At 63.7% G+C, this 22,458-nt stretch carries 25 protein-coding genes and 1 tRNA gene; 10 read left to right on the forward strand and 16 right to left on the reverse strand.

The genetic code is table 11. The annotated features are described in order from the left end of the window. The first annotated feature begins 117 nt into the window (after window positions 1-117). The 3 genes from E3O23_RS01860 (at window position 118) to E3O23_RS01870 (ending at window position 2,598) form a co-directional block, all read left to right on the forward strand. Window positions 118-990 carry a fumarylacetoacetate hydrolase family protein gene (locus E3O23_RS01860; RefSeq protein WP_134487462.1) on the forward strand — a complete coding sequence of 291 codons (873 nt, stop codon included), beginning with the start codon at window positions 118-120 and terminating at the stop codon, window positions 988-990. Next, window positions 983-1,732: an SDR family NAD(P)-dependent oxidoreductase gene (locus E3O23_RS01865; RefSeq protein WP_134487465.1), complete on the forward strand. Its 750-nt coding sequence runs from the start codon at window positions 983-985 to the stop codon at window positions 1,730-1,732. Before E3O23_RS01860 ends, E3O23_RS01865 begins: the two co-directional genes overlap by 8 nt. 65 nt (window positions 1,733-1,797) lie before the next feature. After that, window positions 1,798-2,598 carry an isocitrate lyase/PEP mutase family protein gene (locus E3O23_RS01870; RefSeq protein ID WP_134487468.1) on the forward strand — a complete coding sequence of 267 codons (801 nt, stop codon included), beginning with the start codon at window positions 1,798-1,800 and terminating at the stop codon, window positions 2,596-2,598. Window positions 2,599-2,622: 24 nt separating this feature from the next. Here E3O23_RS01870 and E3O23_RS01875 read toward each other — a convergent pair whose 3' ends face one another. Genes E3O23_RS01875 through E3O23_RS01890 form a run of 4 tightly spaced genes read right to left on the reverse strand, consistent with a single transcriptional unit; the run spans window position 2,623 to window position 4,715 of the window. Then, window positions 2,623-3,147, reverse strand: coding sequence for a hypothetical protein (locus E3O23_RS01875; RefSeq protein WP_134487471.1), 525 nt, complete (start codon window positions 3,145-3,147; stop codon window positions 2,623-2,625). 43 nt (window positions 3,148-3,190) lie between these two features. Beyond that, window positions 3,191-3,547 carry a hypothetical protein gene (locus E3O23_RS01880; RefSeq protein WP_134487474.1) on the reverse strand — a complete coding sequence of 119 codons (357 nt, stop codon included), beginning with the start codon at window positions 3,545-3,547 and terminating at the stop codon, window positions 3,191-3,193. Further along, the gene (locus E3O23_RS01885; RefSeq protein ID WP_134487477.1) at window positions 3,544-4,152 is read right to left on the reverse strand and encodes an Asp23/Gls24 family envelope stress response protein; all 609 of its coding nucleotides are present in this window, start codon (window positions 4,150-4,152) and stop codon (window positions 3,544-3,546) included. The genes E3O23_RS01880 and E3O23_RS01885 overlap by 4 nt, the downstream gene beginning before the upstream one ends. Further along, window positions 4,149-4,715: an RNA polymerase sigma factor gene (locus E3O23_RS01890; RefSeq protein ID WP_241983278.1), complete on the reverse strand. Its 567-nt coding sequence runs from the start codon at window positions 4,713-4,715 to the stop codon at window positions 4,149-4,151. The genes E3O23_RS01885 and E3O23_RS01890 overlap by 4 nt, the downstream gene beginning before the upstream one ends. Before the next feature lie 132 nt (window positions 4,716-4,847). Between E3O23_RS01890 and E3O23_RS01895 the strand changes: the two genes are divergently transcribed. The 4 genes from E3O23_RS01895 (at window position 4,848) to E3O23_RS01910 (ending at window position 6,308) form a co-directional block, all read left to right on the forward strand. Beyond that, window positions 4,848-5,267, forward strand: a complete 420-nt coding sequence (locus E3O23_RS01895) for an Asp23/Gls24 family envelope stress response protein (RefSeq protein ID WP_134487480.1) — start codon at window positions 4,848-4,850, stop codon at window positions 5,265-5,267. Between the two features lie 4 nt (window positions 5,268-5,271). Beyond that, window positions 5,272-5,697, forward strand: coding sequence for a hypothetical protein (locus E3O23_RS01900; RefSeq protein ID WP_134487483.1), 426 nt, complete (start codon window positions 5,272-5,274; stop codon window positions 5,695-5,697). A 69-nt stretch (window positions 5,698-5,766) separates the two neighbouring features. Beyond that, window positions 5,767-5,940: a CsbD family protein gene (locus E3O23_RS01905; protein ID WP_134487485.1), complete on the forward strand. Its 174-nt coding sequence runs from the start codon at window positions 5,767-5,769 to the stop codon at window positions 5,938-5,940. 104 nt (window positions 5,941-6,044) lie between these two features. Continuing rightward, the gene (locus tag E3O23_RS01910) at window positions 6,045-6,308 is read left to right on the forward strand and encodes a GlsB/YeaQ/YmgE family stress response membrane protein (RefSeq protein WP_134487488.1); all 264 of its coding nucleotides are present in this window, start codon (window positions 6,045-6,047) and stop codon (window positions 6,306-6,308) included. A 121-nt stretch (window positions 6,309-6,429) separates the two neighbouring features. On the opposite strand, the gene dcd is transcribed toward E3O23_RS01910, so the two are convergent. After that, a complete protein-coding gene (gene dcd, locus E3O23_RS01915; RefSeq protein WP_134487491.1) occupies window positions 6,430-7,035 on the reverse strand; it encodes a dCTP deaminase in 606 nt (201 codons plus the stop codon). A 65-nt stretch (window positions 7,036-7,100) separates the two neighbouring features. Between dcd and E3O23_RS01920 the strand changes: the two genes are divergently transcribed. Continuing rightward, window positions 7,101-7,174: transfer RNA gene (locus E3O23_RS01920), tRNA-Gly, on the forward strand. Window positions 7,175-7,641: 467 nt separating this feature from the next. Here the strand turns inward: E3O23_RS01920 and E3O23_RS01925 are convergent. From E3O23_RS01925 to E3O23_RS01975, 11 genes are all read right to left on the reverse strand, one after another. Next, window positions 7,642-7,896, reverse strand: a complete 255-nt coding sequence (locus E3O23_RS01925; protein WP_134487494.1) for a DUF3263 domain-containing protein — start codon at window positions 7,894-7,896, stop codon at window positions 7,642-7,644. Window positions 7,897-8,109: 213 nt separating this feature from the next. Then, window positions 8,110-8,871 carry an SDR family oxidoreductase gene (locus tag E3O23_RS01930; RefSeq protein ID WP_338145292.1) on the reverse strand — a complete coding sequence of 254 codons (762 nt, stop codon included), beginning with the start codon at window positions 8,869-8,871 and terminating at the stop codon, window positions 8,110-8,112. Further along, window positions 8,868-10,130, reverse strand: coding sequence for a Tm-1-like ATP-binding domain-containing protein (locus tag E3O23_RS01935; protein WP_134487499.1), 1,263 nt, complete (start codon window positions 10,128-10,130; stop codon window positions 8,868-8,870). Before E3O23_RS01935 ends, E3O23_RS01930 begins: the two co-directional genes overlap by 4 nt. A gap of 15 nt (window positions 10,131-10,145) precedes the next feature. Further along, window positions 10,146-10,949, reverse strand: a complete 804-nt coding sequence (locus E3O23_RS01940) for a DeoR/GlpR family DNA-binding transcription regulator (protein ID WP_134487502.1) — start codon at window positions 10,947-10,949, stop codon at window positions 10,146-10,148. Between the two features lie 9 nt (window positions 10,950-10,958). Next, complete coding sequence (locus tag E3O23_RS01945; protein ID WP_134487505.1) at window positions 10,959-12,824, reverse strand: oxidoreductase; 1,866 nt, start codon at window positions 12,822-12,824, stop codon at window positions 10,959-10,961. A 38-nt stretch (window positions 12,825-12,862) separates the two neighbouring features. After that, the gene (locus E3O23_RS01950) at window positions 12,863-13,996 is read right to left on the reverse strand and encodes a Gfo/Idh/MocA family protein (protein WP_198415102.1); all 1,134 of its coding nucleotides are present in this window, start codon (window positions 13,994-13,996) and stop codon (window positions 12,863-12,865) included. A 34-nt stretch (window positions 13,997-14,030) separates the two neighbouring features. After that, a complete protein-coding gene (locus tag E3O23_RS01955) occupies window positions 14,031-15,176 on the reverse strand; it encodes a sugar ABC transporter permease (protein ID WP_166790378.1) in 1,146 nt (381 codons plus the stop codon). A gap of 80 nt (window positions 15,177-15,256) precedes the next feature. Beyond that, a complete protein-coding gene (locus E3O23_RS01960) occupies window positions 15,257-16,834 on the reverse strand; it encodes a sugar ABC transporter ATP-binding protein (protein ID WP_134487511.1) in 1,578 nt (525 codons plus the stop codon). A gap of 24 nt (window positions 16,835-16,858) precedes the next feature. Continuing rightward, window positions 16,859-17,971 (reverse strand): sugar ABC transporter substrate-binding protein, encoded by a 1,113-nt coding sequence (locus E3O23_RS01965; RefSeq protein WP_166790379.1) that lies wholly within the window; start codon window positions 17,969-17,971, stop codon window positions 16,859-16,861. A 143-nt stretch (window positions 17,972-18,114) separates the two neighbouring features. Continuing rightward, window positions 18,115-19,032: a creatininase family protein gene (locus tag E3O23_RS01970; protein ID WP_134487517.1), complete on the reverse strand. Its 918-nt coding sequence runs from the start codon at window positions 19,030-19,032 to the stop codon at window positions 18,115-18,117. 58 nt (window positions 19,033-19,090) lie between these two features. Continuing rightward, on the reverse strand, window positions 19,091-20,581 hold the full coding sequence (locus tag E3O23_RS01975; protein WP_134487520.1) for an FAD-binding oxidoreductase: 1,491 nt from the start codon (window positions 20,579-20,581) through the stop codon (window positions 19,091-19,093). Window positions 20,582-21,332: 751 nt separating this feature from the next. On the opposite strand from E3O23_RS01975, the gene E3O23_RS18810 reads away from it, so the two are divergent. Both E3O23_RS18810 and E3O23_RS01985 read left to right on the forward strand, forming a co-directional pair. Beyond that, complete coding sequence (locus tag E3O23_RS18810) at window positions 21,333-21,776, forward strand: helix-turn-helix domain-containing protein (protein ID WP_420897632.1); 444 nt, start codon at window positions 21,333-21,335, stop codon at window positions 21,774-21,776. After that, window positions 21,731-22,387 (forward strand): IS30 family transposase, encoded by a 657-nt coding sequence (locus E3O23_RS01985; protein WP_420897633.1) that lies wholly within the window; start codon window positions 21,731-21,733, stop codon window positions 22,385-22,387. Before E3O23_RS18810 ends, E3O23_RS01985 begins: the two co-directional genes overlap by 46 nt. Window positions 22,388-22,458 lie beyond the last annotated feature (71 nt).

A 22,458-nucleotide genomic window follows, 5' to 3' on the forward strand; every position in this document is an offset into this window, starting at 1 on the left:
TCGGATGTATAGAATGTCAATTGACGTCCTGCTCCTCGGCGCCGCGAGCTCCAGCCATATCGCGGCCGGAGAGTTCAGATGTTCGAGCACCCCTGCCGCCCCGATGAAAGTTGCCAGATGAAATTCGCCCGCCTCGGCCCGATCGGCCACGAGAAGCCCGCCGTCCTCGTCGACGGCCGGTACTTCGACCTCTCGCCGATCGCGCGCGACATCGACGGCGACTTCCTGTCATCCGGCGGGATCGACCGGGTACGGCAGGCCCTCCGGGGCGGCTCCCTGGCGCCGTTCACCGACGCCGGGTCGCAGCGGATCGGCGCACCCATCGCCCGGCCGAGCGCCGTCGTCTGCATCGGGATGAACTACGCCGCGCACGCGGCCGAGTCCGGCTCGAACCCGCCCGACGTTCCGATCATCTTCCTCAAGACCCCCAACACCGTCGTCGGACCCAACGACACGGTGGAGATCCCCCGGACCAGCACGAAAACCGACTGGGAGGTCGAACTCGGGATCGTGATCGGCGCGCGCGCGTCCTACCTCGCCTCGCCGGCGGAGAGCATCGATCACATCGCCGGATTCGTCACCGCGAACGACCTCTCCGAGCGCGACTTCCAGATGAGCGTCTCCGGCGGCCAGTGGTCGAAGGGCAAGTGCGCTCCCGGCTTCAACCCCACCGGGCCGTGGCTGGTGACCCCGGACGAGGTCGATTACCAGGACCTGGCGCTGCGGAGCTGGGTCAACGGCGAGGCCAGGCAGGATTCGACCACGGCCGACCAGATCTTCCCGGTTGACTTCGTGATCTGGCACCTGAGCCAGTACCTGGCGCTCGAGCCCGGCGACCTCGTGCTCACCGGCACGCCGGAAGGAGTCGCCCTGTCCGGGCGGTTCCCCTACCTCGCCGCCGGGGACGTCTGCGAGATCGAGATCGAGGGTCTCGGGCGGCAGCGCCAGGAGTTCGTCGACGCTCCCAACGAAAGGCACCAGAATGCGTGAATTCGAGAACCTCGTCGCCGTCGTCACGGGGGGCGCGTCCGGGATCGGAGCCGCCATCGCCCACCGGCTGCATGACGGCGGCGCCTCCGTCGCCGTGCTCGACCTCCAGCCGGAGGCAGCGGATGCGGCGCACTTCGCCGTGCGCGCCAACATCGCCGACGACGCGTCCGTGCGGGCGGCCATCGCCGCGGTGGCCGCCGAATTCGGCCGGATAGACATCGTGGTGAACAATGCCGGGATCGGCGCGCAGGGCAACGTCGCAGACAATGACGACGACGAATGGGCTCGGGTGCTCAGCATCAACGTTGTCGGTATCGCCCGGGTCTCGCGTGCGGCGCTCCCCTGGCTGCGCCGGTCGCCCTCCGCCGCCATCGTCAACACCGGCTCGATCGCGGCCACGGCCGGCCTGCCCGAGCGCGCCCTCTACAGCGCGTCGAAGGGCGCCGTGCTCGCGCTCACCAGGGCGATGGCGGCCGACCACCTGCGCGAAGGCATCCGGGTCAACAGTGTGAGCCCCGGAACCGCGGACACGCCGTGGATCAGTCGCCTCCTCGAGAACGCCGACGACCCCGCCGCCGAGCGGGCCGCACTGCGCGCCCGCCAGCCGCATGGGCGGCTCGTCGCCCCGGACGAAGTCGCCGACGCGGTGGCCTACCTGGCCAGCCCACGGTCCGGCTCGACGACCGGCGTCTCCCTCGCCGTCGACGGCGGCATGCAGAACCTGCGCCTCCGGCCCGAGTAGCAGCGCGGTCCCCGCCGAATTCGGCTGGGGTGGCGCGGGGCATCCATGGCGGTCAGACTGGGCCGATGACACTCACCCAATTCCAGAAGGCCGAGCTCCTCAACTCCCTGCACGTGCCGGGCACGCCGCTGATCGTGACGAACGTGTGGGATGCGATGACCGCGAAGATCGTCGCGGACGCGCCCGGGGTGCGGGCGCTGGCGACCGCGTCGCACTCGATCTCGAACGTGCGCGGGCTGCCCGACGGCGAAGGGATCACCGTCGACGAGGCGATCATCGCCGCGCGGATCATCACCGGCGCGGTCGACCTGCCGGTGTCGGTCGACTTCGAAAAGGGCTACGCCCCGGATGCCGCGGGCGTGACCCGCAACGTGCGCCGGCTGATCGAAGAGTCGGGCGCCGTCGGCATCAACATCGAAGACTCCATCGGCGCGGCCAAAGCGCCCCAGTTCGACATCGAAACCGCGGCCGCCCGGGTGGCCGCCGCCCGCGCGGCCGGGGATGCCACCGGGATCCCGCTCGTGATCAACGCCCGGGTCGACACCCTCGCCGGCGGCGGCGACTGGGACGAGGCGGTCGCCCGGGCGAACGCGTACCTGGCCGCCGGCGCCGACGTGATCTTCTTCCTCGGCCTCGGTGACGAGGACAAGGTCAAGCGCGCCCTCGACCAGGTGAACGGGCGCCTCTCCGTGATCGGGAAGCCGGGCGCCGTTCCGCTGGCTCGCCTGGCCGAACTCGGCGTGTCCCGGGTGAGCTTCGGACCCGGCACGCTCGGGCTCACCCTCGCGGCCCTCCAGCGCGCGGCGGCGAACCTCACGGCGCTCGGCGATTACCCAGACGATCTCGGCTTCACCTTCGCGCTCTAGCGTTCACGCTCGGTCCCGGACGGGTCAGCGGATGCGGGTGGCCCGGTTGCGTGCGACGATGAGCCAGCTGGCACCCTCGTCGTTCGAGACCCAGCCCTCCCACGTGTAGGCGTCGGCGGTGATCGAGGTGAAGTTCCAGCGGATCGGGCGGCCGTCGGTGCCCGTGCCGTCCTGGCGGAGGCCGTTGCGGTGCGGGGTGGCGACGAGGTGGCAGTACTCCCCCAGCGTCGGCGCGAAGAAGCTGACTCGCCATGCGCCGGCGTTCGGGTCGTAGACCCGGATGGCGGTGGCCACGGTCTCGAACCCGGAGGGATGCGTGGCGCTGGCGACGACCTCGACGTCCTGCACGGCGCGACCGTCGAGGATGAACTCGACGATCCAGGTGAACTCGCGTTCGGTCCACTCGCCGCTTGCCTCGTCCAGCCGCGAGCTGGTCGTCGACCAGGAGCCGACGAGCTGGCCGAAGCGGCGCATCCGGCCGGGGTACTCCGGTGTCGGTCCGGGCGCGATGAGGGCGTTGGCGAAATCGGGCACGGAAGCGGAGGTCATGCCCCGATTTTAGCCCGGGCCATGTTGCATCCGTGTGAACAAGCTACCCGCCGGCGTCGCCGCCGGCCTGGCCCGAACTGATCCGGCTGACCTGGATCTTCACCCGGTCGACGGTCGTGCCGTCGGCATTCGAGCCGAGGTGGCCGGAAATGGCCTCGAGGATGCGCCGGCACACCTCGGCGGCCGGGCTCGCATCCGAGATGGCCACGCTCACCGCGACGCTGATGCCGCCGCCGGTGTTCGTGACCGCGATCGGCTCCCCGGCCGGCTGCCCGATGACCGTCGCCACGAGGTCGGCGGCCGCCGCAAGCGCGGTCGGGCGCGCGTCGTAAACCTGCACGACCCCGTCGATCGACCTCACCAGGCCGGTGAGCTGCTCGGACAATTCTGGCGTGGTCATTGCTCCGGCTCCTGCCCATCGCGGCTGAGATTGACGTCGGTAACGGTCACATCGATGGCGGCCAGCGTCAGCTCCGTATGCCGGTGAAGGGCATCCGCGATGCCCTCGCGGATGTGGTCGGCGGCGGCCGGGATGGGCTCGCCCCAGGGGACGCTCGCCTCCACCGCCACGGTGATCGGCTCGCCGGGTACCGTGACATCGCCGTCGAGCCGGCACCGGCCGATGAGCGAGCCGGGCACGGAATCGCCCGCCGCCCGGATGAGCCCGCGCACGGCGCCTTCCGTGATGCTGAACTCCGCGCTCGGGGTCGGCGAGGCGAGCGGAATGGACCTCCCGGCCCGGGCCTCGATGTGAATGTTGGTCAGGATGCGCGAGACCCAGCTGTCGTCGCGGCTCGGCTCGGCGTCGGCGTCTGCCTGGAGCAGTCCCCGGGCCACCGAGCGGAACCGGAGCAGCGATTCGAGCGCGATCCGGTGCGCCGGCGAGCGGTCCAGGAGCTCCAGTGGGGGGCTCTCGCCGCGGTCCAGGTACTCGCTGAGGTCGGCGATGATGTCCTCCGACTCGTCGTGCCGCTCGTCGTGCGGGCCAGTGGGTGGTGTCGTCATCGCCATTCCTCCATTTCTTCTACGAGTTTCCGTCGTGCCCGGGCCAGGTGTCCGCGAACCGTGGAGGGAGGAATCTTGAGTTCCTCGGCAATCTCGTCGTAGCTGTAGCCACCCATTTCCCGCAGCAGCCAGCACTGGCGCTGGGTCTCGCTGAGCCGGCCGAGCACCTGGGAGATCATCTCCCATTGCGATGCCGCCTCGGCGCGACGGTGGGGAGTGTCGGAGTCCGGCGCCTCCACGTCCCAGTCCTCAAGCGGCGCGTGGTCGCGCCGGGCGCGAATCCGGTCGATGGCCTTGTGACTGGTGATCCGCATCAGCCACGACTTGACCGCGCTCAGGTCTTTCACGGTGGGCAACTGGTCCCAGGCGGTGATGAACGCTTCCTGCACGACGTCGTCGCTCTCGCTCGTCGACCCGAGGATCCGGGTGGCGTACGCGCGCATCAGCGGGCCGTGGCGGCGCACGAGAACCTCGAAAGAGCGCACATCCCCGTCCACGGCGCGGCCGGCGAGCACGCCGTCGGGCGCTTCGGCCAGGCGCAGCCCGTCGTGTAGCGGCGTCAACGGAACCCCCTTTTCAAACTATTTCGTGCACATCCGTGACGAATGCGTGACGAGTTGCGTCTTACTAGTGACCATCCCGTCATTCGGTTGCCCGAATTGACCGGTCCCCATTCTTGCAAGGAGTTGAACACAATGGTTGAAACCTCACCCACAATCGGCACAACCGGCACGATCGCCGGCACAACGGTCATCTCCGAGAGCGTCATCGCGAAGATCGTCGGCATCGCGGCGCGCGAGGTATCCGGCGTGCACGCGCTGGCCAACGGCGCGGGCCCCCTCGGCGCCATCCGCGAGGCCATCAGCGGCGCCGACCTCGCACAGGGCGTGAGCATCACCGTCGCAGACTCGCAGGTCGCCGTCGATATCTCCCTGGTGGCCGAGTACCCGGTTCCGCTGCATAAGGTCGCCGCCGATGTGCGCGCCGCCGTCATCGCGGCCGTTGAATCCCTCGTCGAGCTGCAGGTCACCGAGGTCAACGTGACCGTCAAAGACGTGCACCTGGCTTCCGACGACGACACCACCGGCAGCACGAGCACACCGGTCGGAGCCTGAACACGTGATCGAGCAGGAGACGGATCGGGGCACCACCCGGATCAGCGCGCGCGCGTTCACCCGGGTTGCCGCCTCCGTCGCCGCGGGCTGCCTCGACCTGGCTCCGGACCAGGTGGGAGTGACGCTCGCCCGGCCCGAGGGCCGGATCGAACTCATCGTGAGCGCACCCATCCCCGCCGCGGTCATGATCGACCGCGTGCAGGAGCAGATTCGCCAGGAGGCGGCCGCCCTCACCGGATCGGCCATCGCCCGGGTTTCGGTTCGCCGGAGCGGCGCGCCCGTGGCGGCGGCGCTGGCCGGGAACATCCTGACCCAGGTTCGCTCGCACTACCGCAGGGATCCCGTTCGCCTGGTCGGGCTCGTCGCGGTCGGCCTCACCTCGCTCGGTGTCGTCGCGGGCGTTCTCGCCCGCGCCATCTCCCGCAAATAGACTCTCGCACCAACTTCCCGGGCACAGCCATGTCGGCTGCACCCTTCCCCTAGAGAAAGAGAGGCCCTCATGGGCGCATCAGAAAAGATCAACAACGAAGCCGATGACCTCAAAGGCAAGGCCAAAGAGGGCTTCGGCAAGGTAACCAACGATGACTCCGCGGTTGCCGAGGGCAAGGCCGACCAGGCCGGTGCCAGCCTGAAAAAGGCCGGCGAGAACATCAAGGACGCCTTCAAGAAATAGGCGCCTTCAGGCGGCACCCGGGTTGTCCCTGGGGGGAACCCGGGCGCCTTCAGGCGCAATCGCATCAATCACGACCACATCACCATCGAATAAAGGACACCCACATGGGCTTCATCGCATTCCTCATCCTCGGACTCATTGCCGGCGCGATCGCAAAGGCAATCCTCCCCGGTCGCCAGGGCGGCGGATGGCTGATCACGCTCATCCTGGGCGTCATCGGCGCCTTCGTCGGCGGATGGCTCGGATCGCTGCTCTTCAACGTTCCGCTGACCGACTTCTTCTCGATCTCCACCTGGCTGCTGGCCATCGGTGGATCCATCATCGTGCTGCTGGTTTACGGCGCACTGGCCAACCGTCGCCGGGCGTAATCAGCCCGGCCTCCTGGCCTGAATAGCCGCCGGCGCTCCGAGACTCTCGGAGCGCCGGCGGTTTTCCGTGTGCCGTGCGGGCAGGGCGGGTGCGTGCGGGGTTCTGCGCGGAGGCTTCCGGTTACGCGCCGGCACTGCCGGCGTCGGTCGCGCGGACATCCGTGCGGTGGAAGCCCTGGAACGAGCGCGAGGCGGTAGGGCCGCGCTGGCCCTGGTACCGGGAGCTGTACTCGCCCGAGCCGTAGGGCCGTTCGGCCGGTGAGCTCAGTCGGAAGAAGCAGAGCTGCCCGATCTTCATGCCTGGCCAGAGCTTGATCGGCAGCGTCGCGACGTTGCTCAGCTCGAGCGTGACGTGGCCGGAGAAGCCCGGGTCGATGAACCCGGCGGTGGAGTGCGTGAGCAGGCCAAGCCGGCCGAGCGAGCTCTTGCCCTCGAGCCGGGCGGCGACGTCGTCGGGCAGGCTGACGAGCTCGTAGGTGGAGCCGAGCACGAATTCGCCCGGGTGCAGGATGAACGGCTCGTCCGGCTGCGTCTCGATCAGCCGGGTGAGGTCGGGCTGGTCCTCGGCCGGGTCGATGTAGGGGTACTTGTGGTTGTCGAACAGCCGGAAGTAGCGGTCGAGGCGCACATCGATGCTCGACGGCTGGATCATCTCCGGCTGGTACGGGTCCAGGCCGATACGTCCGGCGCCGAGTTCAAGCTTGATGTCGCGGTCCGAGAGAAGCACGATGCCAGCCTACCGGCGCGCAGTTGATAAGCTGGCACGGTTCCGGCACGCTACAGGCCGGTTACGCGGATGTAGTTCAATGGTAGAACTTCAGCTTCCCAAGCTGATAGCGCGGGTTCGATTCCCGTCATCCGCTCCATTTGTCAGCCTCACCCGATGACGCTTTGCTGTCCACCTGGTGTGCTGTTGCAACTTCTTGAACCGAATTCGTGGGCTGGGCTGTAGCTCCGTGGCAGCGTTGAAGCCTCCCAAGCTGGGAGAGTGCAAAACGATAGAGCGACGGCGAAACACATAGATGCGGTGCCAAGCGTCGCCAGTATGACGCACCGCCACGACCCACGCCCGCAGGCGCCCCGCGACGGTGTCGCGGACTACTACCTTGTGCGCAACTGACAATCACCCATCCGTCTGGACTTCGGTCCCAGTGCGGTCAGGACCGCGTCCCGGTCGCCTCGCTGTTGTCTGCGGGCTCCATTCTTGGGCGCGGCGTAGCGTAACGCAGCCCGGCAGGCCGGTCAGAGGAACCCTGAACCTGGCGCGGCGGCTGCTTCCCCACGGGAGGCTCCGTCAACCCGAAACCAGTTCCGATGCACTGCGCGATCCTCCTTACGTGCTTCGAGTCGGATCTGCGGCAGAGGTCAGCTGTCGCACCCGCGTGGATTGCCGGTCGAGCCACGGTTCGGTGACTTCCGGGGCGAAGTCGCGGGCCTCCGTTTGGAAGCAGAGATAGCGCAGGATCTGGTGGTATCGCGAAACGCCAATGCCGAAGGTGTCTCGGATCGCCTCGCGCTTGGATCCGCCGGCGCCTGGCGTCCACTTCATCTCGAAATCGAGAGTCTTTCGGCGTCGTTCCGTGAACATGGACTCATTCTAAGAAGACGCCTGCCCTGCGACGTGACGGGTTGCGCTCTGCGTATCGTCGCGCCGTGATCCCGACAACTTCCGGTCCGCTTCACGCTTCACGCTTCGCTATTGCGCCCCACTAGCCCCTCTCGCTGGCAATGCGTTCGATTTCAAAGAGCATCGCCGCGTGCTACGTCAAGAGACGCCTGGGCCGCCGCCCTCGGCGATCCGTCAACGAACGAGGTATCCGCCGTCCACGGGGATGATCGCCCCGTTGATGTAATGAGCAGCTGCTGAGCACAAGAAGGTCACGGTTCCGGCGATGTCGTCGGCGTCGCCCCAGCGACCAGCGGGAATCCGATCCAGAATGCTCCGCCTACGTGCCTCGTCGTTCAAGAGGGCCTTATTGAGTTCGGTGGCGATGTATCCGGGTGCGACGGCGTTCACAGTGACACCTCGGTTTCCCCACTCATTTGCCAGCGCCTTCGTGAACTGAGCGATCGCGCCCTTTGACGCTGAATACGCGGCGACGTTCGTGCCGCCGACAAACGAATTGGCGGAGGCGATGTTGACAATTCGCCCGCTGCCCCGTGTGAGCATCTGCCGCCCCACTTGCTGGGTCACCTGCGCCACGGCTCGCAGATTGACGTTCAGCACGTCATCCCAGTCCCGGAGGGGGTACTTTTCAAACGGGTGGCGTATGACCATCCCCGCGTTGTTCACCAAGATGTCGATCTCTTCGTCTCGGAGCAGTTCCTCCATCCTGGATTCGATTGCCTCCGGATCGGACAGGTCGACGGCCACGCTCCGGGCTATGTGGGAATGGACGTCGTCGGAACGCTGCAACCCGATGACTCGTGCGCCGCTCCTCGACAGGTCGAGAGCGATTGCTCGACCTATTCCGCGCGAAGCTCCCGTGACGAGCGCGGTTGCCGATTGTAGGTCGACATTCATCCTCCCGAAGCGTGACTCTTGGCCTTGCGCCGGACTCATGGCTGGTGTTCCGCAAGAACGCTTGGCAAGGTGCGCGGTGTTCCTACCAGCTCGAGAAATCGATCCGCAACGGCATTGGCGAACTCGGCGCTGTTGATGTCGCGATCAATCGTTGTCAGGGGGATGGTAGCGGGGAGATGCCGTCGCAGCGCTTCAATCAGGGCATTGTCTGCCTTCTCGTTCGCGATGGGTCCGCCGGGGACGCCGATAAGGGAGAGCCCTTTGGTCGGTACCATCACGGCGGTAGGGGCCGTGGCGGGGGCGACGCATGCGGCAATCTGCCGTCCCAGTTCCTGCATTTCCGTCTCGTTGATTCGTACAAGTGTGGCGACGGCATTGTGGTGATAGAGCGCTCGGGAGCGGTATCGGTCCGGCACGGTGTCCATGGCACCTTGATTGAAGAAGTCGCAGGCTCCCGGCACCACGATCAATGGCACATTGTGCTTGACCGCAGCCGTCATCCGGTCAGGCCCTGTAGCGTGCACACCGCCAAAGAGGCTGTTGGCGACCTCCGAAAGGGTGAAGTCGATGACGGCCGTAATGACGCCGTCCCGCACGAAGTCGTCCATCGCCGGTCCGCCCACTCCATTGGCATGGAAGATAATTGGCTCGTAACCGGCGTCTTCAAGCCGTTTGGCGAGCACCATTGCCCCCGGGGTGGTCTGGCCCAGCATGGTGATTCCGACACAGGGCCGGTGACTGACAGGCGGCCGACCTGCCCAGGTGACCATGCCCATCACCGCGGCTGTCGCATTGTCGAACACGCTTCTGGCCACCGAATTCAGACCAAGAATGTCGACCACGGAGTGCATAACCACGACATCGCTACTCCCCATGAACGGGCCGAATTCGCGCCTGCCGGACGCGCTCGGCGAGACGATGACCTTGGGGACGCCCACGGGTAGGGCCTGCATCGCTGCGGCAGCCATCAGACCGCCTTCCGCGCCTCCGAGGCATAGGAGGCCGTCGATGTGGCCGGCTGCGTACAGGTCCTTGACCACCTGTCGGAGGCCCTCCTGCATAAGCGCAACTGCAGCACCTCGAGAGCCCGTATTTCGTACCTCCGCGAGCGAGTGACCCGACCCCTCGGCGACGACGTCCCTCGAGACGTCGGCGAGTAACGTCGCGGTGCCCAGGATGCCTGAGTCGATCACGATCGTGCCCGCCCCCAACCCGCGCAGGCGATCTCGCACATACCGAATCTCGTCGCTCTTTGTGTCGAGGGTCCCGATCAGGGCGATATTGGGCGTTTTCTCCATTGAATGGTTCCTTGCCTAAGATTGCCGGCCGCGACTAGGCGCGTTGCCGGGAGCTCGCACGAGTGGCAGACCGCCGTCGACATACTTCTTCTCTACGCTGCTGAGCATTTCCGCGTCAGTGATCACAAGATCCAGCTGACCAAGGGGTGCCATTGACAGGAGAGCGGGCGCATCGAACTTGGTGGAGTCGACCAGCGCGATCCGTCGCTCCGAGCGGGCGAAGACCGTTTTCGTGATCTCTGCGAGCTCCCTCTGAGTTGTCATGAGGCCACCGCTCACCGTCAGACCCGCTGCGGAGACAAATGCAGTGTCGAGGCTGAGCCCGCCCAGGAACTCGGCCGTCCATAGTCCAGTGATTGCACGCAGCGACTGATCAACTTCGCCCGGTGTCACGATCACGCGGATGTACGGAGCGTGCAACATGAAGGCAATCGCTGGAGAGTTGGTGACTATCGTCAGGCTCCGGCTGGCGTCTTGTTCCAACTCAAGCGCCAGTTCAAGAACAGTGGTCGAGGCGTCGAAGAAGACCGTCGCGCCGTCGGGAATCTCGTCGAGGGCGCGCCGGGCGATGGCTCTCTTCTGCTCTATGACCTGCGAACGACGAAGGTTGAAGTCCGTCCTGATCTCGTGGTGGAGTCCGGAGAGACTTCGGGCGCCGCCGCGCACGCGTTCAAGAACGCCTTCCGTGACCAGGTAGTCGAGGTCTCGGTGAATCGTGACCGGGGCAACTCCAAACAACTCACTGAGCGAGTTCAGCTTCGCATACCCGTCGCGGTCGACGACCTCGCGGATGCTCGCTCGTCGTAGCGACGTATCCATATGCTGCTCCTAAATCCCGATTCCGGTCCAAAAACCCGATTGTGTAGCAGCGTACAAGCGACCGCCCTTGGCACGTGCACCGACCACCAGAACCTCCGCGTCCGCCGGAATCTCGGCGAAGGGGGCACGAGAGTCCGCCGCCCAGTCAGGAGACGACAGCCGAATGCCGGAATCCCCCGGATCGGTCGAAACGAAGCGAACGCCGAGTCGTTCCAGGATGCCGACGGTGTGCGCCGCAAGAATTGGATTCATGTCGTAACCGACGCCACCTTCGTTCGTGATGACGACCGTTTCGCGCCCCTGCTGGGCAGCGAAGGCTGCGGCGTTCAGCGCTATCTCATTTGACCCGAGGATCGTGACCCGTCCTGGGGGGAGCTCGCCGGAACGCAACGCGTGCATTGCGTCGATTGTGCCTTCTGGGGCAGCAGGCGCATACCCCCCGGTAGCGACGACGACGACATCCGCTCCCTCTGCAGATGTGCTGAAGTCGAATGGTGCGTTTACCTGAACGCGCACGCCAACATGTTCCAGCTCCTTTTCCATGAATGTCACGTACGCTTCCATCTCGCGTCGTTTGTAATCGACTGCGGCTGCCGTCAGCACCTGGCCTCCGATCCGGGCTGATGCTTCGACCAGGCGCACGTCGTGACCGCGCAGCGCAGCCGCGCGGGCCGCCTCGAAGCCGGCTGGACCACCGCCGACTACGAGTACCCTCTTGCTCTTGGCCTGTGGAGTCAGCCCCTGCGCCGCTTCTCGTTCGTAACCGAGTTCTGGGTTCATTACGCAATGGACGCGCCAGCCGCGGAAGAGGAATCCGCCCACACACTCGTTGCAGCCGATGCACCGTCTCACACGGCCCGACTCGCCGTTCTTGATCTTGAACACGAGGTTCGCGTCGGTGAGTTGGGTACGCGCAAGCGCCACGAAGTCAAGAGCACCGCTTTCAATTGCCCTCGCTGAGGTATCCAGCGCCCAGCCGAGACGGCTAACTCCGATGACCGGCTTGGAGACCACTGCCTTGACCCGCGCCGCCAGGGGCAACAGCTCAGCGGGTTCGCGACCCTGCATCATGAACACGGAATCCATGCTTTCGTAGGTCGCGGCCGTCACATTGAAAACGTCAACGTATGGTTCGATGAGCTTGCAGAAGGCGATGCCTTCCTCGGCCTCCATGCCGCCCTCAACTCGTTCCTCAAGGCTGATGCGGTAGCTCAGCGGAAAGTCCGGACCCACCTCGTCCCGGATGGCGCGCACGACTTCGAGGGGGAAACGTGCCCGGTTGTCAAAAGACCCGCCGTACTCGTCCGTGCGGTGGTTGGACTGTGGCGAGAGGAACTGGGTCAACAGGTATCCGTGGGAACCGTGAATGTCAATCAGATCAAATCCGGCAGCCACCGATCGGCGCGCGGCATCCCGGAATTGCTGAACGATCTGTTTGATCTCGCTGACTTCCAGTGCTCGAGGTTCGTCGCCGATCGCCGAGGAAGTGATAGCGGAAGGCGCAACCGGACCTAACCCGTCGACGGTGTTGCTGCGGGGATTCTGGCGGCCGGCGTGGTGGAGCTGCGTCGCGATGAGGACGCCCTCGCGATGGATGGCCTCGGTGAGATCGCTGAGACCAGCAATGAAAAGGTCATCGTCGATGCGCACGGGGTTGCCCGCGGCACGCCCCACCTTCCAGTCGATGGCCGTGTTCTCCAGGATGATGAGCGAGACACCTCCCTTTGCCCTGGCGACCAGGTAGTCGGTGAGCTTTTCGGACACTTCGCCGAATTCTGTAGCGAATTTGGTATGCATGGGTGATTGGACGAAGCGATTCTTCAGTGTCAAGCGCCCGATCTGGGCCGGGGTATACAGAACATCCAGGGTGCTCATTGCATGTGCTCCTCTTTGAGTGCGATGGGTTGGAAGTTTCAGTCGTTCTGGACAGGTGTCCAGAGCCCTGACTTGGCCGATTCAATGACCGCCTCTTCGACGAGCGTTGACTTGAGGCCCTCCCGGAACGTGGTCTGCGGACGCTCAGTCGTTCCAGCTACCGCGGATAGGAAATCCGCGATCTGGATGACCTTGGTATCGGCGTATCCGATTTGGTACCCGGAAATGGGCCAGAAGAAGTCCCCGGACGGGTGAGCGGGACCAGTGAGGATTGTGCGGTAGCCCTGCCGGTCGGCACTGTCGCGACCGTCGTAGTACTGCAGTTCCCCCATGTGTTCCCAGTTGAAGGAGAGGCTCCCGGTGGAACCGATGACCTCGAATCCTGCCGAGGTCTTCTTGCCGGGTGCGGCCCAGGAGCTCTCGATGTAGCCAGTTGCGCCGCTGGCGAATTTGAGCATGAACGCTGTGGCGTCGTCAACGTCCACGGGCCCGGTGCCCGAGCCGCTCAAGAGCGGCCGTTCAGTGACGAATTGGTGCTGGATCCCTTGTACTGCAGTGATGTCGCCAGCGAGGAAGCGGCTGAAGTCGATGGCATGACTGCCGATGTCTCCGAGAGCACCAGAGCCGGCCTGGTCCTTCTTGAAGCGCCAGACGAGCGGGACGCTTGGATCGTTGAAGAATTCTCCGAGCCAGAAGGAGCGGACACTGCGGATCTCTCCAATGGCCCCTTCGTCGATTAGCTTCTTTGCGAGCTGAACGGCGGGGGCCAGACGCCAATTGAATCCCACCTGATTGACGACGCCTGCTGCTTCCGCTGCGTCGGCCATTTCGCGGGCAAGGTTTGCGGTCAGAGCCAGGGGCTTCTCGCAGATCACGTGTTTGCCGTTGGCGATCGCTGCCATGACAACTTCGTAATGCATCACATTGGGCACAAGAATGTCAATCACGTCAATTTCGGGGTCTTCCACGGCTTCGCGCCAGCTCGTGCCGGCTCTGTTGAAGCCGAAGCGCTTCTGCGACTCTGCCGCAAGTTCGTCGTTGATTTCGACGATGAGATCGCGCACTGGATAGTACGGGGCAGGCCAGACATACATGGGGTAGGTGGCGAGAGCGATGCTATGGGCCTTGCCCATGAAACCTCCGCCGATGACTGCAAACTTGAGATCGCGCACGACTATGTCCTGTCTCTTATGGTGGGTGTTGGATTTATCGGGAGGAGCGACGCAGTATGTAGGCGTCGACGCCGAGGGCGGCGATGAGAATCAGGCCCTTGATGATGGCTTGCGAAAACGAAGAGATGTTGAGGATGCTCATGCCGTTGTTGATCGTGGTCAACAGCACGGCACCCATTACGGCGCCCGCCACTTTGCCGACGCCTCCGCGCAGTGAGACACCGCCGATGACGGCAGCCGCGATCGCGTCCAGTTCCAGGAATTCACCCGCGCCCGGCGTAGACGACCCCAGACGCGCGGTCAGAAGAACCCCTGCAACACCGTACAACGCGCCCATTATGATGAAACCGATGAAGACTGTGCGCTTGACGTTGACGCCGGAGTAGATCGCGGCCTCACGATTGGCCCCAAGCAGGTACGCACCGCGACCATACGTTGTCCTGAGCATAAGGACCGACAACGCGATCACGATAATGACCACCCAGACGAGCGCCATAGGGATTCCGAGGAATCCACCGACGATCCAAGCAAGGATGCCCAGGGGCACGACGAGCAGTGCGATCTCGCCGATCGTCCTGCCCATCGGCACGGGCGGGCGTGCGAGGATGCCTTCCCGCGCCTCCATGCGACGCTTGGCGGACTTGCGGCGATCTCGGATGACAATGAATCCAACCCCGAACGCGAGCGCGATCGCAATGATTACGTACGAGATGCCGGGTGGGATGTAACTTTCGCTTAGCGCTGTGAACTCGGGCGACACCGGGCCGATCGTGGCTGCGTTTGTCCAGAGAAGGCCGATGCCTCGGAAGGCCAGCAGCCCGGCGAGGGTCGCGATGAATGAGGGTATGCCGAGGAACACAACCCAAGCTCCTTGGACCGCGCCAAGAAGAACGCCCGTGCCCAGCGCTGCGAGTACCACCACGATGAGAGGGAGATTGCCCTGCGTTGCGAGTTCAGCGGAGACGACTCCGCATAGGAAGACTGCGCTGCCAATGGAGAGGTCGATTTCTGACATGGTCATGAGGATGGCAACCCCGGCTGCTACGACGGCGAGAATGGCGCTCTGTCGCAACATGAGAGAGAGATTGCGGGGGGTGAGGAACAAACCGTTGGACTGGAGGTGAAAGAGGACCGCGAGTACGACGAAGACGCCGACGAAAATGAGTGTGCGCCTGCTCATGACTGCCCCCAGCTCCATCCGCGCTTGCTTGCGAAGGGAGTTGTTCGACTCCGCCGTGGACGGGAGCGTAGTTTGCGACATCACTGTCCTCCTGTTGCTGCTGTCATGAGCGCGTGCCGAGTGGGGCGCCCCTGGATTGTGGCCGTGATTCGACCCTTGTACATGACGAGTGTCCGATCACTCATTCTCATGATCTCGTCCAGATCGCTGGAGACGAGCAGCACCGCGCATCCTGCCCGTGCGAGCTCCTCAATTTGGAGGTAGATCTCCTCCCGGGCGCCGACGTCAACGCCGGCCGTCGGCTCGTCGAGGAGCAGGACGTGCGGATTCGTCGCTAGCCACCTTCCTAGCAAGACCTTCTGCTGGTTCCCTCCGCTAAGCGTCTCGATGCTCTGGCTCGCGGACCGTGCCCGCACGTCCAGGGACTTGATGATCCCGAGCGCGCGATCCAGGTCCTTCGAGGAATCGAAGAAGCCATAGCGGGAGACCTGGCTGGGCGCGGCCGCGTCGATGTTCGACATCAGCGAGTGCCCCGAGAAGATGCCGGTTTGTTTGCGGTCCTCCGTCAGCATCGCAACGCGGCGTCGGATTGCTGCCCTGGGCGTACTCGGACGGTAAGGGGCGCCATCAACCTCGATGGTCCCTTCGAAGCCGCCCGGCCAAGTTCCGAAGAGCGTGCGCAGGATCTCGGTGCGGCCAGCTCCCACCAGGCCAAACAGACCGACGATCTCACCCGCTCTGACATCGAAGGAGACTTTGTCAACACGGATGCGGCTCTTGTCGACTGGATCTGCAACGCTCAGGGCTGCCACGTTGAGGGCAACCTTGTCGCCGATGTCGCGGGGCGCCCGATCCACGTTCTCGTCCTGCCCTCGCCCGATCATTGCCTGCACGATCTCGCCGCGAGGGGCATTTCGTTCGGGGAAGAACGCCACGGACTCGCCATTGCGCATGACGAGGACTTCATCGCAGACCTGTGCGATGTCGTCCAGTCGATGGGAGATGAAGAGTACTCCGATTCCCTTGTTCCTCAACTTGGCGACGTGGGCGAACAGGGACTGGGCTTCCCCATCAGAGAGAGATGCAGTCGGCTCATCCAGAATGAGTACGCGGGCTTCCTGAGAGAGAGCGCCCGCGATGAGGATGAGCCGCTGCTCGGACGGCGACAGAATCGATGCCGGCAGCCACGGGTCGAGTTCGAGCCCAAAGAAGGACAGCCAGGTGTGCGCTCGTAACTCCAGTGTCTCCGAATCAACGAACGCTCCCCGGCTGGGCAGAGCGCCGGCGAACATGTTCTCTGCAATCGAGAGCTCCGGTGCGATGTGCAACTCCTGCGGCACGAGGACCACGCCGGCAGCCCGCGCCTCCTGAACATTTCGGAATCTCACCTTCTCTCCTCTGAGGTAAACGTCCCCTTCGTAGCTGCCTGCGGGGTACACGCCTCCCAGGATCTTCATGAGGGTGGACTTGCCGGCGCCATTTTCACCGATGATCCCGAGCGCGCGACCGATGCGGAGGCTGAAGGAGACGTTGTGCAACGCGATTGCCCCGCCGAAGGACTTGCCGGCGTTCTCCACGCGCAGCAGATCGGGTTCAGACGGCGCCCCGCCGAGTGGCGCCGACGTACCGGCGCCACTCGGTGTTTCGATCTTCGACATTGTTCTACCTGTGTCTGCTTGCGTTCAGCTCGTGGGGCACTGGGAAGGGTCGGCGAAGACCTCTTCCGGCGTGACCCATCCCTCGGGGGCAATTTTTGTCACAAAGTCACAGAGATTCTCCTTTGTGACGGCCACAACGGGTGCCACGCGAGCCGGAATGGGTGCATCGGAGCCGTTGTCAACGGTGGTCTCCGGCTTGATTTTCTCTCCCTTGGCCAGCTTGACGGCTACGTCGACAGCGATTTTGCCTTGCTCGTCAATCTGGGTCCAGACCGACATGGTCTGCAGGCCCTGGTCGATGAGCTTCAGGTTCGCCGCGTCCGCGTCTAGGCCGGATACAAAGACCTTCCCACCCAGGCCGCGGGCTTTCAGCGCCTGCACGACCGAGGTCGCCATGCCGTCGTTTGCCGTGAGGAATGCTGAAACGTCGTCGTTGTTTGAACTCAGGATGTTCTCAGCCTCCGCTAGTGCCGTTGTCGGATCCCAGTTCTTGGTGAACTGGTCGTAGACGACCGTGGGGGACTTGCCCTTGAGGGTTGCGACATGGGCCGTGTGGATGGCTTGTGCCACGTCATTGGCCGCATCGCCCTCGACGAGCGCATAGTTCCCGTCGGCCGCGAACTTCAAAGCCGCCTCCGCTTGCAGGACACCGACCTGTGGGTTGTCCCGGATCACGAAGTAGTCCACCGGAACGCCCTGGATGCCGATGTCGTATGACACGACTGGCACACCTTCCGCCTTTGCCTGTGTCGCGGAGGCTGCTGCGGCCTTGTCGTCCACAGGCGTCACGATGAGCGCGTCCACGCCCTGGCTGAGCAGGTTCTCGATCTGGCTCGACTGGGTGCTGGCATCGTCGTTGGCCCACTGGACGATGAGCTTGACCCCGAGCTTGTCGGCTTCCTTCTGCATGGCGTCGACGTCGAACGCCCATCGGCGCTGCTGCTGGGTCTTCATTGCGACGCCGATCACGATCTTCTCGCCATCGCCTCCAGAATCGGGGGATGCCGAATTGGTGTTGCTGCAGCCGGCTAGGGCGACCAGCGAAAGGCTGGCGGCCATGGCCGCAGCGGCGATCAGGCTGCGGCGTTTGCGTGGGCCGCTGAAGGTGGCGGGGCGCTTGATGAAATGTGAATTCACTGCTGTATCTCCTTGGTCTCGGCAACTCTGGCGAAACGGGTGGACGGTGACGACCAAAGCGGTCGGCGCATCCATCCTTGGGGACCCAACGCCGCGGTTGCGTCGTTGAGCCGATCAATCTGTGCGGGATGTTGGTGTCTTCTTTATAGAACGCGGTCGATGAACTCGCGGTGGTGGACGGTGACGGGCACTTTCTGAAGGTCAAGGATGCCTCGGGCGACGTGCTCGCTCAGACGGCGGAAAGCTTCGTGGCCCTTCTCTGCGGTGGCTCGCATCGGGTTGCCGATAATCCCGTTGTCGACAAACTCGTGGTGATCCATCGGGAAACTGAAGTACTGATAGCCCTCGAACTCGGCATCCGGCATTCCGTCTTCCTTGCTGAATGACTTCGGCAGGAAAGCCGGAATGTGCGCACGAGTGTCGACAGCACGCTCCATCCGCACCAAGTCTGGGTTCCACGCCAGGTCTTGGGACGTCTCGAGCTCGGAGGAATGCCAGCCCGGCGTCTCCTCCGGTGGGTTCTCCAGGATGCCGGTGAGGATCCCCTCGTAGCGCTCCATGTATGGCTTAACGAAGGAGATGAGCGCACCCGTGTCGTAGCGCAGCTTGCGCAGGATGGGATCGACAACCTTGATGTTTGAGCCGTGACCGTTGATGAAGATGATACGGCTGAAACCGTGGTGGATGAGGCTGCGGGCGATGTCGTTCATGAGGGCGAGCAAGGTGGACGAACGGACGGTGATGGTGCCGCGCCCCTCCCCGACCCCGTACATGTGCTGGGGCGAGTAGCCGGTCCAGATCGGCGGCGTGTGCAGCACACCGATCTCTTCCGAGATTCGCTCGGAGATCTCGACCGCGGTGATGGTGTCCGTGTACAGCGGGAGATGCGGCCCATGCTGCTCGGTGCTCGCCATGGGGACGAGCACCGTGTCCTTCGTCTTCAAGTATTCGGCGATGTCCACGTAGGACAGGTGGGCGAGGTTCCAGGAGCGAAACTTGCTCCGGAACTCGTCGTCGCCTTCGGTAAGCCGGTTGATCTGGCGTTCAGGTCTGCTGTTCATTTTGTTGCGCCTCCTTGCGCGGTGGGGGTCAGGGTGGTTAACAGTCTCGGAATTCCGCTCAAGAACGATTCCGTGGAGGCCCGAATCCGAGCTTGCCCGGATTCATGATTCCGTCCGGATCCCACGCGTCCTTGATGCCCCGCATCAGGTCGAAGCCGGTCCCGTATTGAGGGCGCATGAAGCGCCCAAGTTTGAGGCCGACGCCGTGGTGTTCGTTGATGGTTCCACCGTTGGCAAGGGATGCGTTGACGCCGGCGTCCCACAATTCATCGTGCAGAGCCATGGCCTCCGCCGGATCTTCGGGTGGGTTGTCCACGTAGAACCGGTCGTAGACCATTCCTCCCCACGGGAACCAGTGCGAGAAGTGAGCGGTGTAGCGGGCTCCTCTTGATCCGAACTTGGACTCGATCGCTTCCTTCTTGGCCCGATAAATCTTCGGAAGATCGGCGAAACGTGCGACGGTATCAAAGGTGCCGTACATGAGTGGAGGAGCTGGGAGTTTGCCTTTGGCGTAGGGTTCGTATTTTCCTTCCCACCAGATAGCGCCTACCTCGGGCCCAAGGGAATGCCCTCCTGCCCGCTCAGCCTGCTCGGTGATGGCGCGCATCTCGTAGTCGACGAGTGATCGATCGCCGTCGCACATGATGACCATGAGAGTGCCAGTGAAGGGAGTTCCGACCCATTCCTGAAGCTTCCGGCTGTCCGCCTCGTCATAGAGACGTATGACGGCCGGGCGGAGGCGCCGGGTCATGATCAGTCGGGCCGCCTCGATCCCCGCGAAGATGTCGGGAAAGCTGAAGGACAGGAAGTCGCGTACCTCCGGAAGCGGATCCAAGCGGAAGGAGAGCTTCGTGATGATTCCGAGCGTCCCCTCAGAGCCGACCAGCGTCTGCAGCAGATCAGGACCGGCCGCATGGCTTGGCACGCGAAGGGTTTGAATGGTCTTCCCGGGGGGAACGACGGCCTCAACCTGAAGCACCTGGTCTTCGGCCTTGCCGTATTTTGTCGAAACGACACCTGACCCGCGGGCGGCCACGTAACCGCCCAAAGTCGCGCCGAGGTGATATGAACCGGGGTAATGGGCGAGTGTCAGGCCCTTCTCATTGAGTTTCTCTTCGAGCAGAGGCCCTTCGAGTCCGGCCTCGGCCGTCACAACGAGGCTTTCCTCGTCGATCTCAATGATCTTGTTGAGGCGGGTGAGGTCTACGGCGATGCCGCCATACGGAGCAAATGTTCCGCCCTGAGTTCCCGATCCTCCTCCTCGGGGAATGACAGGGATTTTGTAGTCAGAGGCGATTTCGACAATGCGCTCCACATCAGCGGTTGATCCCGGCCGGACTACGAAGTCCGCTGCGGGCACATCAAGACCTTTGTACTGCAGGTACTTGCTCACCCAGGACCAGTCGGCGGCTTTCGCCTGCAGGTCTGCAGGATCGCGACTCACGAACTCTCGACCCAAAACGCCGGTCAGTTCCCGCTCAATTTGACCGTGAAGATATGAGGATCCGCTCACCCCGTCGGAAGCTTCTTTGCCCACGCTTTTCTCCATCTACTAAAGCTGCAGGGCAATTTCTCGGCCCTGAGCAAATTCATCTCGACGTGGCACCGGCATCCCAAGTGGGCCTGCCTGACCGTCTCGAACTCGACTAACAACATTTATAACAAAGTGAAGAGAAAATGAAAAGAGGAGAAAGAAAAAACTTTAAAGCTTTCTCTATTTGTCATTTCGAGGCCGTGGCGAGCTGCGAGATGTCTGCCTGGGGGGTCGACGGCGGTTGTGGTTGCAGAATGAATGCAGTTGCGGAGACGTTTGCCTCCGAGCCGGACGTTTGCCGGAGTATCACCTCGACGCCCGGGAAGTTGGGATCGCCGTCGAGCCCGCACGCTGAAGTGCCCGAGACGTCGTCGGTGCAAACGACATCGCTCTTGTGATTTCACCGCCTAGCCCATAGCGAGGTGAAACGAGCTGCCGAAGTCCACTCATATTTCAGCAAGACAAGCCCAGCCACTCTTCTTGCCTTCTCTCGAGGGACCATCCGTTGGCATCGGCGAGTTGGAAAGTGGTGGGACCACGGCGAGGATCGCCCCGTGCTCGAATTGGAAGCCCGGGTCCAGGTAGGCATTGCCACGCCTCACGCCGATTACCTTGCATGCTGTTCGTTTCGCAGTCGAGTAGTCCCGATTGCGTGGTCCGGCGCTATCTTGATCGCCCGTGTAAACGTCAACCGAAAATAGGGCCATTTCTGCCAGGCGAGTTCTAGGTCTCGTCGCAACACTCCACCAAGATTTGGAGTGTGAAGATGGGCAGACGGGGACGCAAGAGAAACCTCAACCGCGAGGACGAGTACTGGAAGCTCATCCTTGCCGGGATTGGACCGATCGCGGCGGCGACGCGCGTAGGGATCGGACGCACGACCTGTCACCGTTGGCGATCTCAACGCGGTGGGATCGCCCCGCTCCGGCTAGCTGAGGCAGACAGACACGAACGGCACCTGAATCTGATTGAACGTGACCGAATCGCTCTGTTCAGGCGAGAAGGATGCTCCATCCGGGAGATATCCAGGCGTCTCGGCCGGTCGCCGTCGACGATCAGTCGCGAGGTCCGCCGCAATATGCGCAAACACGACCGCGGCCAGTACGAGCTGTCCTGGCCCACGCCCGCGCCCGAGAGAAGGCGCGCCGGGCGCGAGCTAGCCGCATCGGGCAAGACCTCGAGCTCCGCGACCTGGTCCAGGCGAAGCTGAAACAGGATTGGAGTCCCGAACAGATCAGCTTCTGGCTTCGAGACGCTCACCCGCAGAAACGATCGTGGCACGTGTGTCACGAAACGATCTACCAGGCCCTGTACTGGCCGGGGAACAGCGGGTTGACCAGGAAACTGACACCGCATCTCCGAACGGGCCGGCCGCTGCGCAAACGTCGACGGCGCCCCGACGTGCGTGCCCCACGCTTCATCGCCCCGGCGACCTTGATCGATCATCGTCCCAAGGTCGTGAACGACCGGGCCCGGTTCGGAGATTGGGAGGGCGACCTCATCATTGACACGCGCACCCGTTCAGCGAACGGCACCCTGGTCGACCGTAAGAGCGGCTACGCAGTCCTCCTTCACCTTCCCGGCGGGCACACTGCAGCTGAAGTCAACGCATCGCTCGTCACCGCCATGTCTGCGCTACCTCAGGATCTTCGGCGGACTTTGACTTGGGACCAGGGCGCCGAAATGGCCAGCCACGACAAGATCGCCTCCCTCTTCACCGACGGCGTGTTCTTCGCTCACGCCGGCAAGCCCTGGCAGCGCGGCTCCAACGAGAACCGAGAACATGAACGGGCTGCTGCGGCAGTACTTCCAGCTTGTTGAATAGGGGTAGGAATCGTGGGTCTGCAGCCCATTGTTCTCAGATCGTGGCAGGCCTCGCTCGAGTACTTCCT

Origin of the sequence: Cryobacterium tagatosivorans (genome assembly GCF_004402215.1) — a bacterium.
Classification (GTDB): Bacteria; Actinomycetota; Actinomycetes; order Actinomycetales; family Microbacteriaceae; genus Cryobacterium; species Cryobacterium tagatosivorans.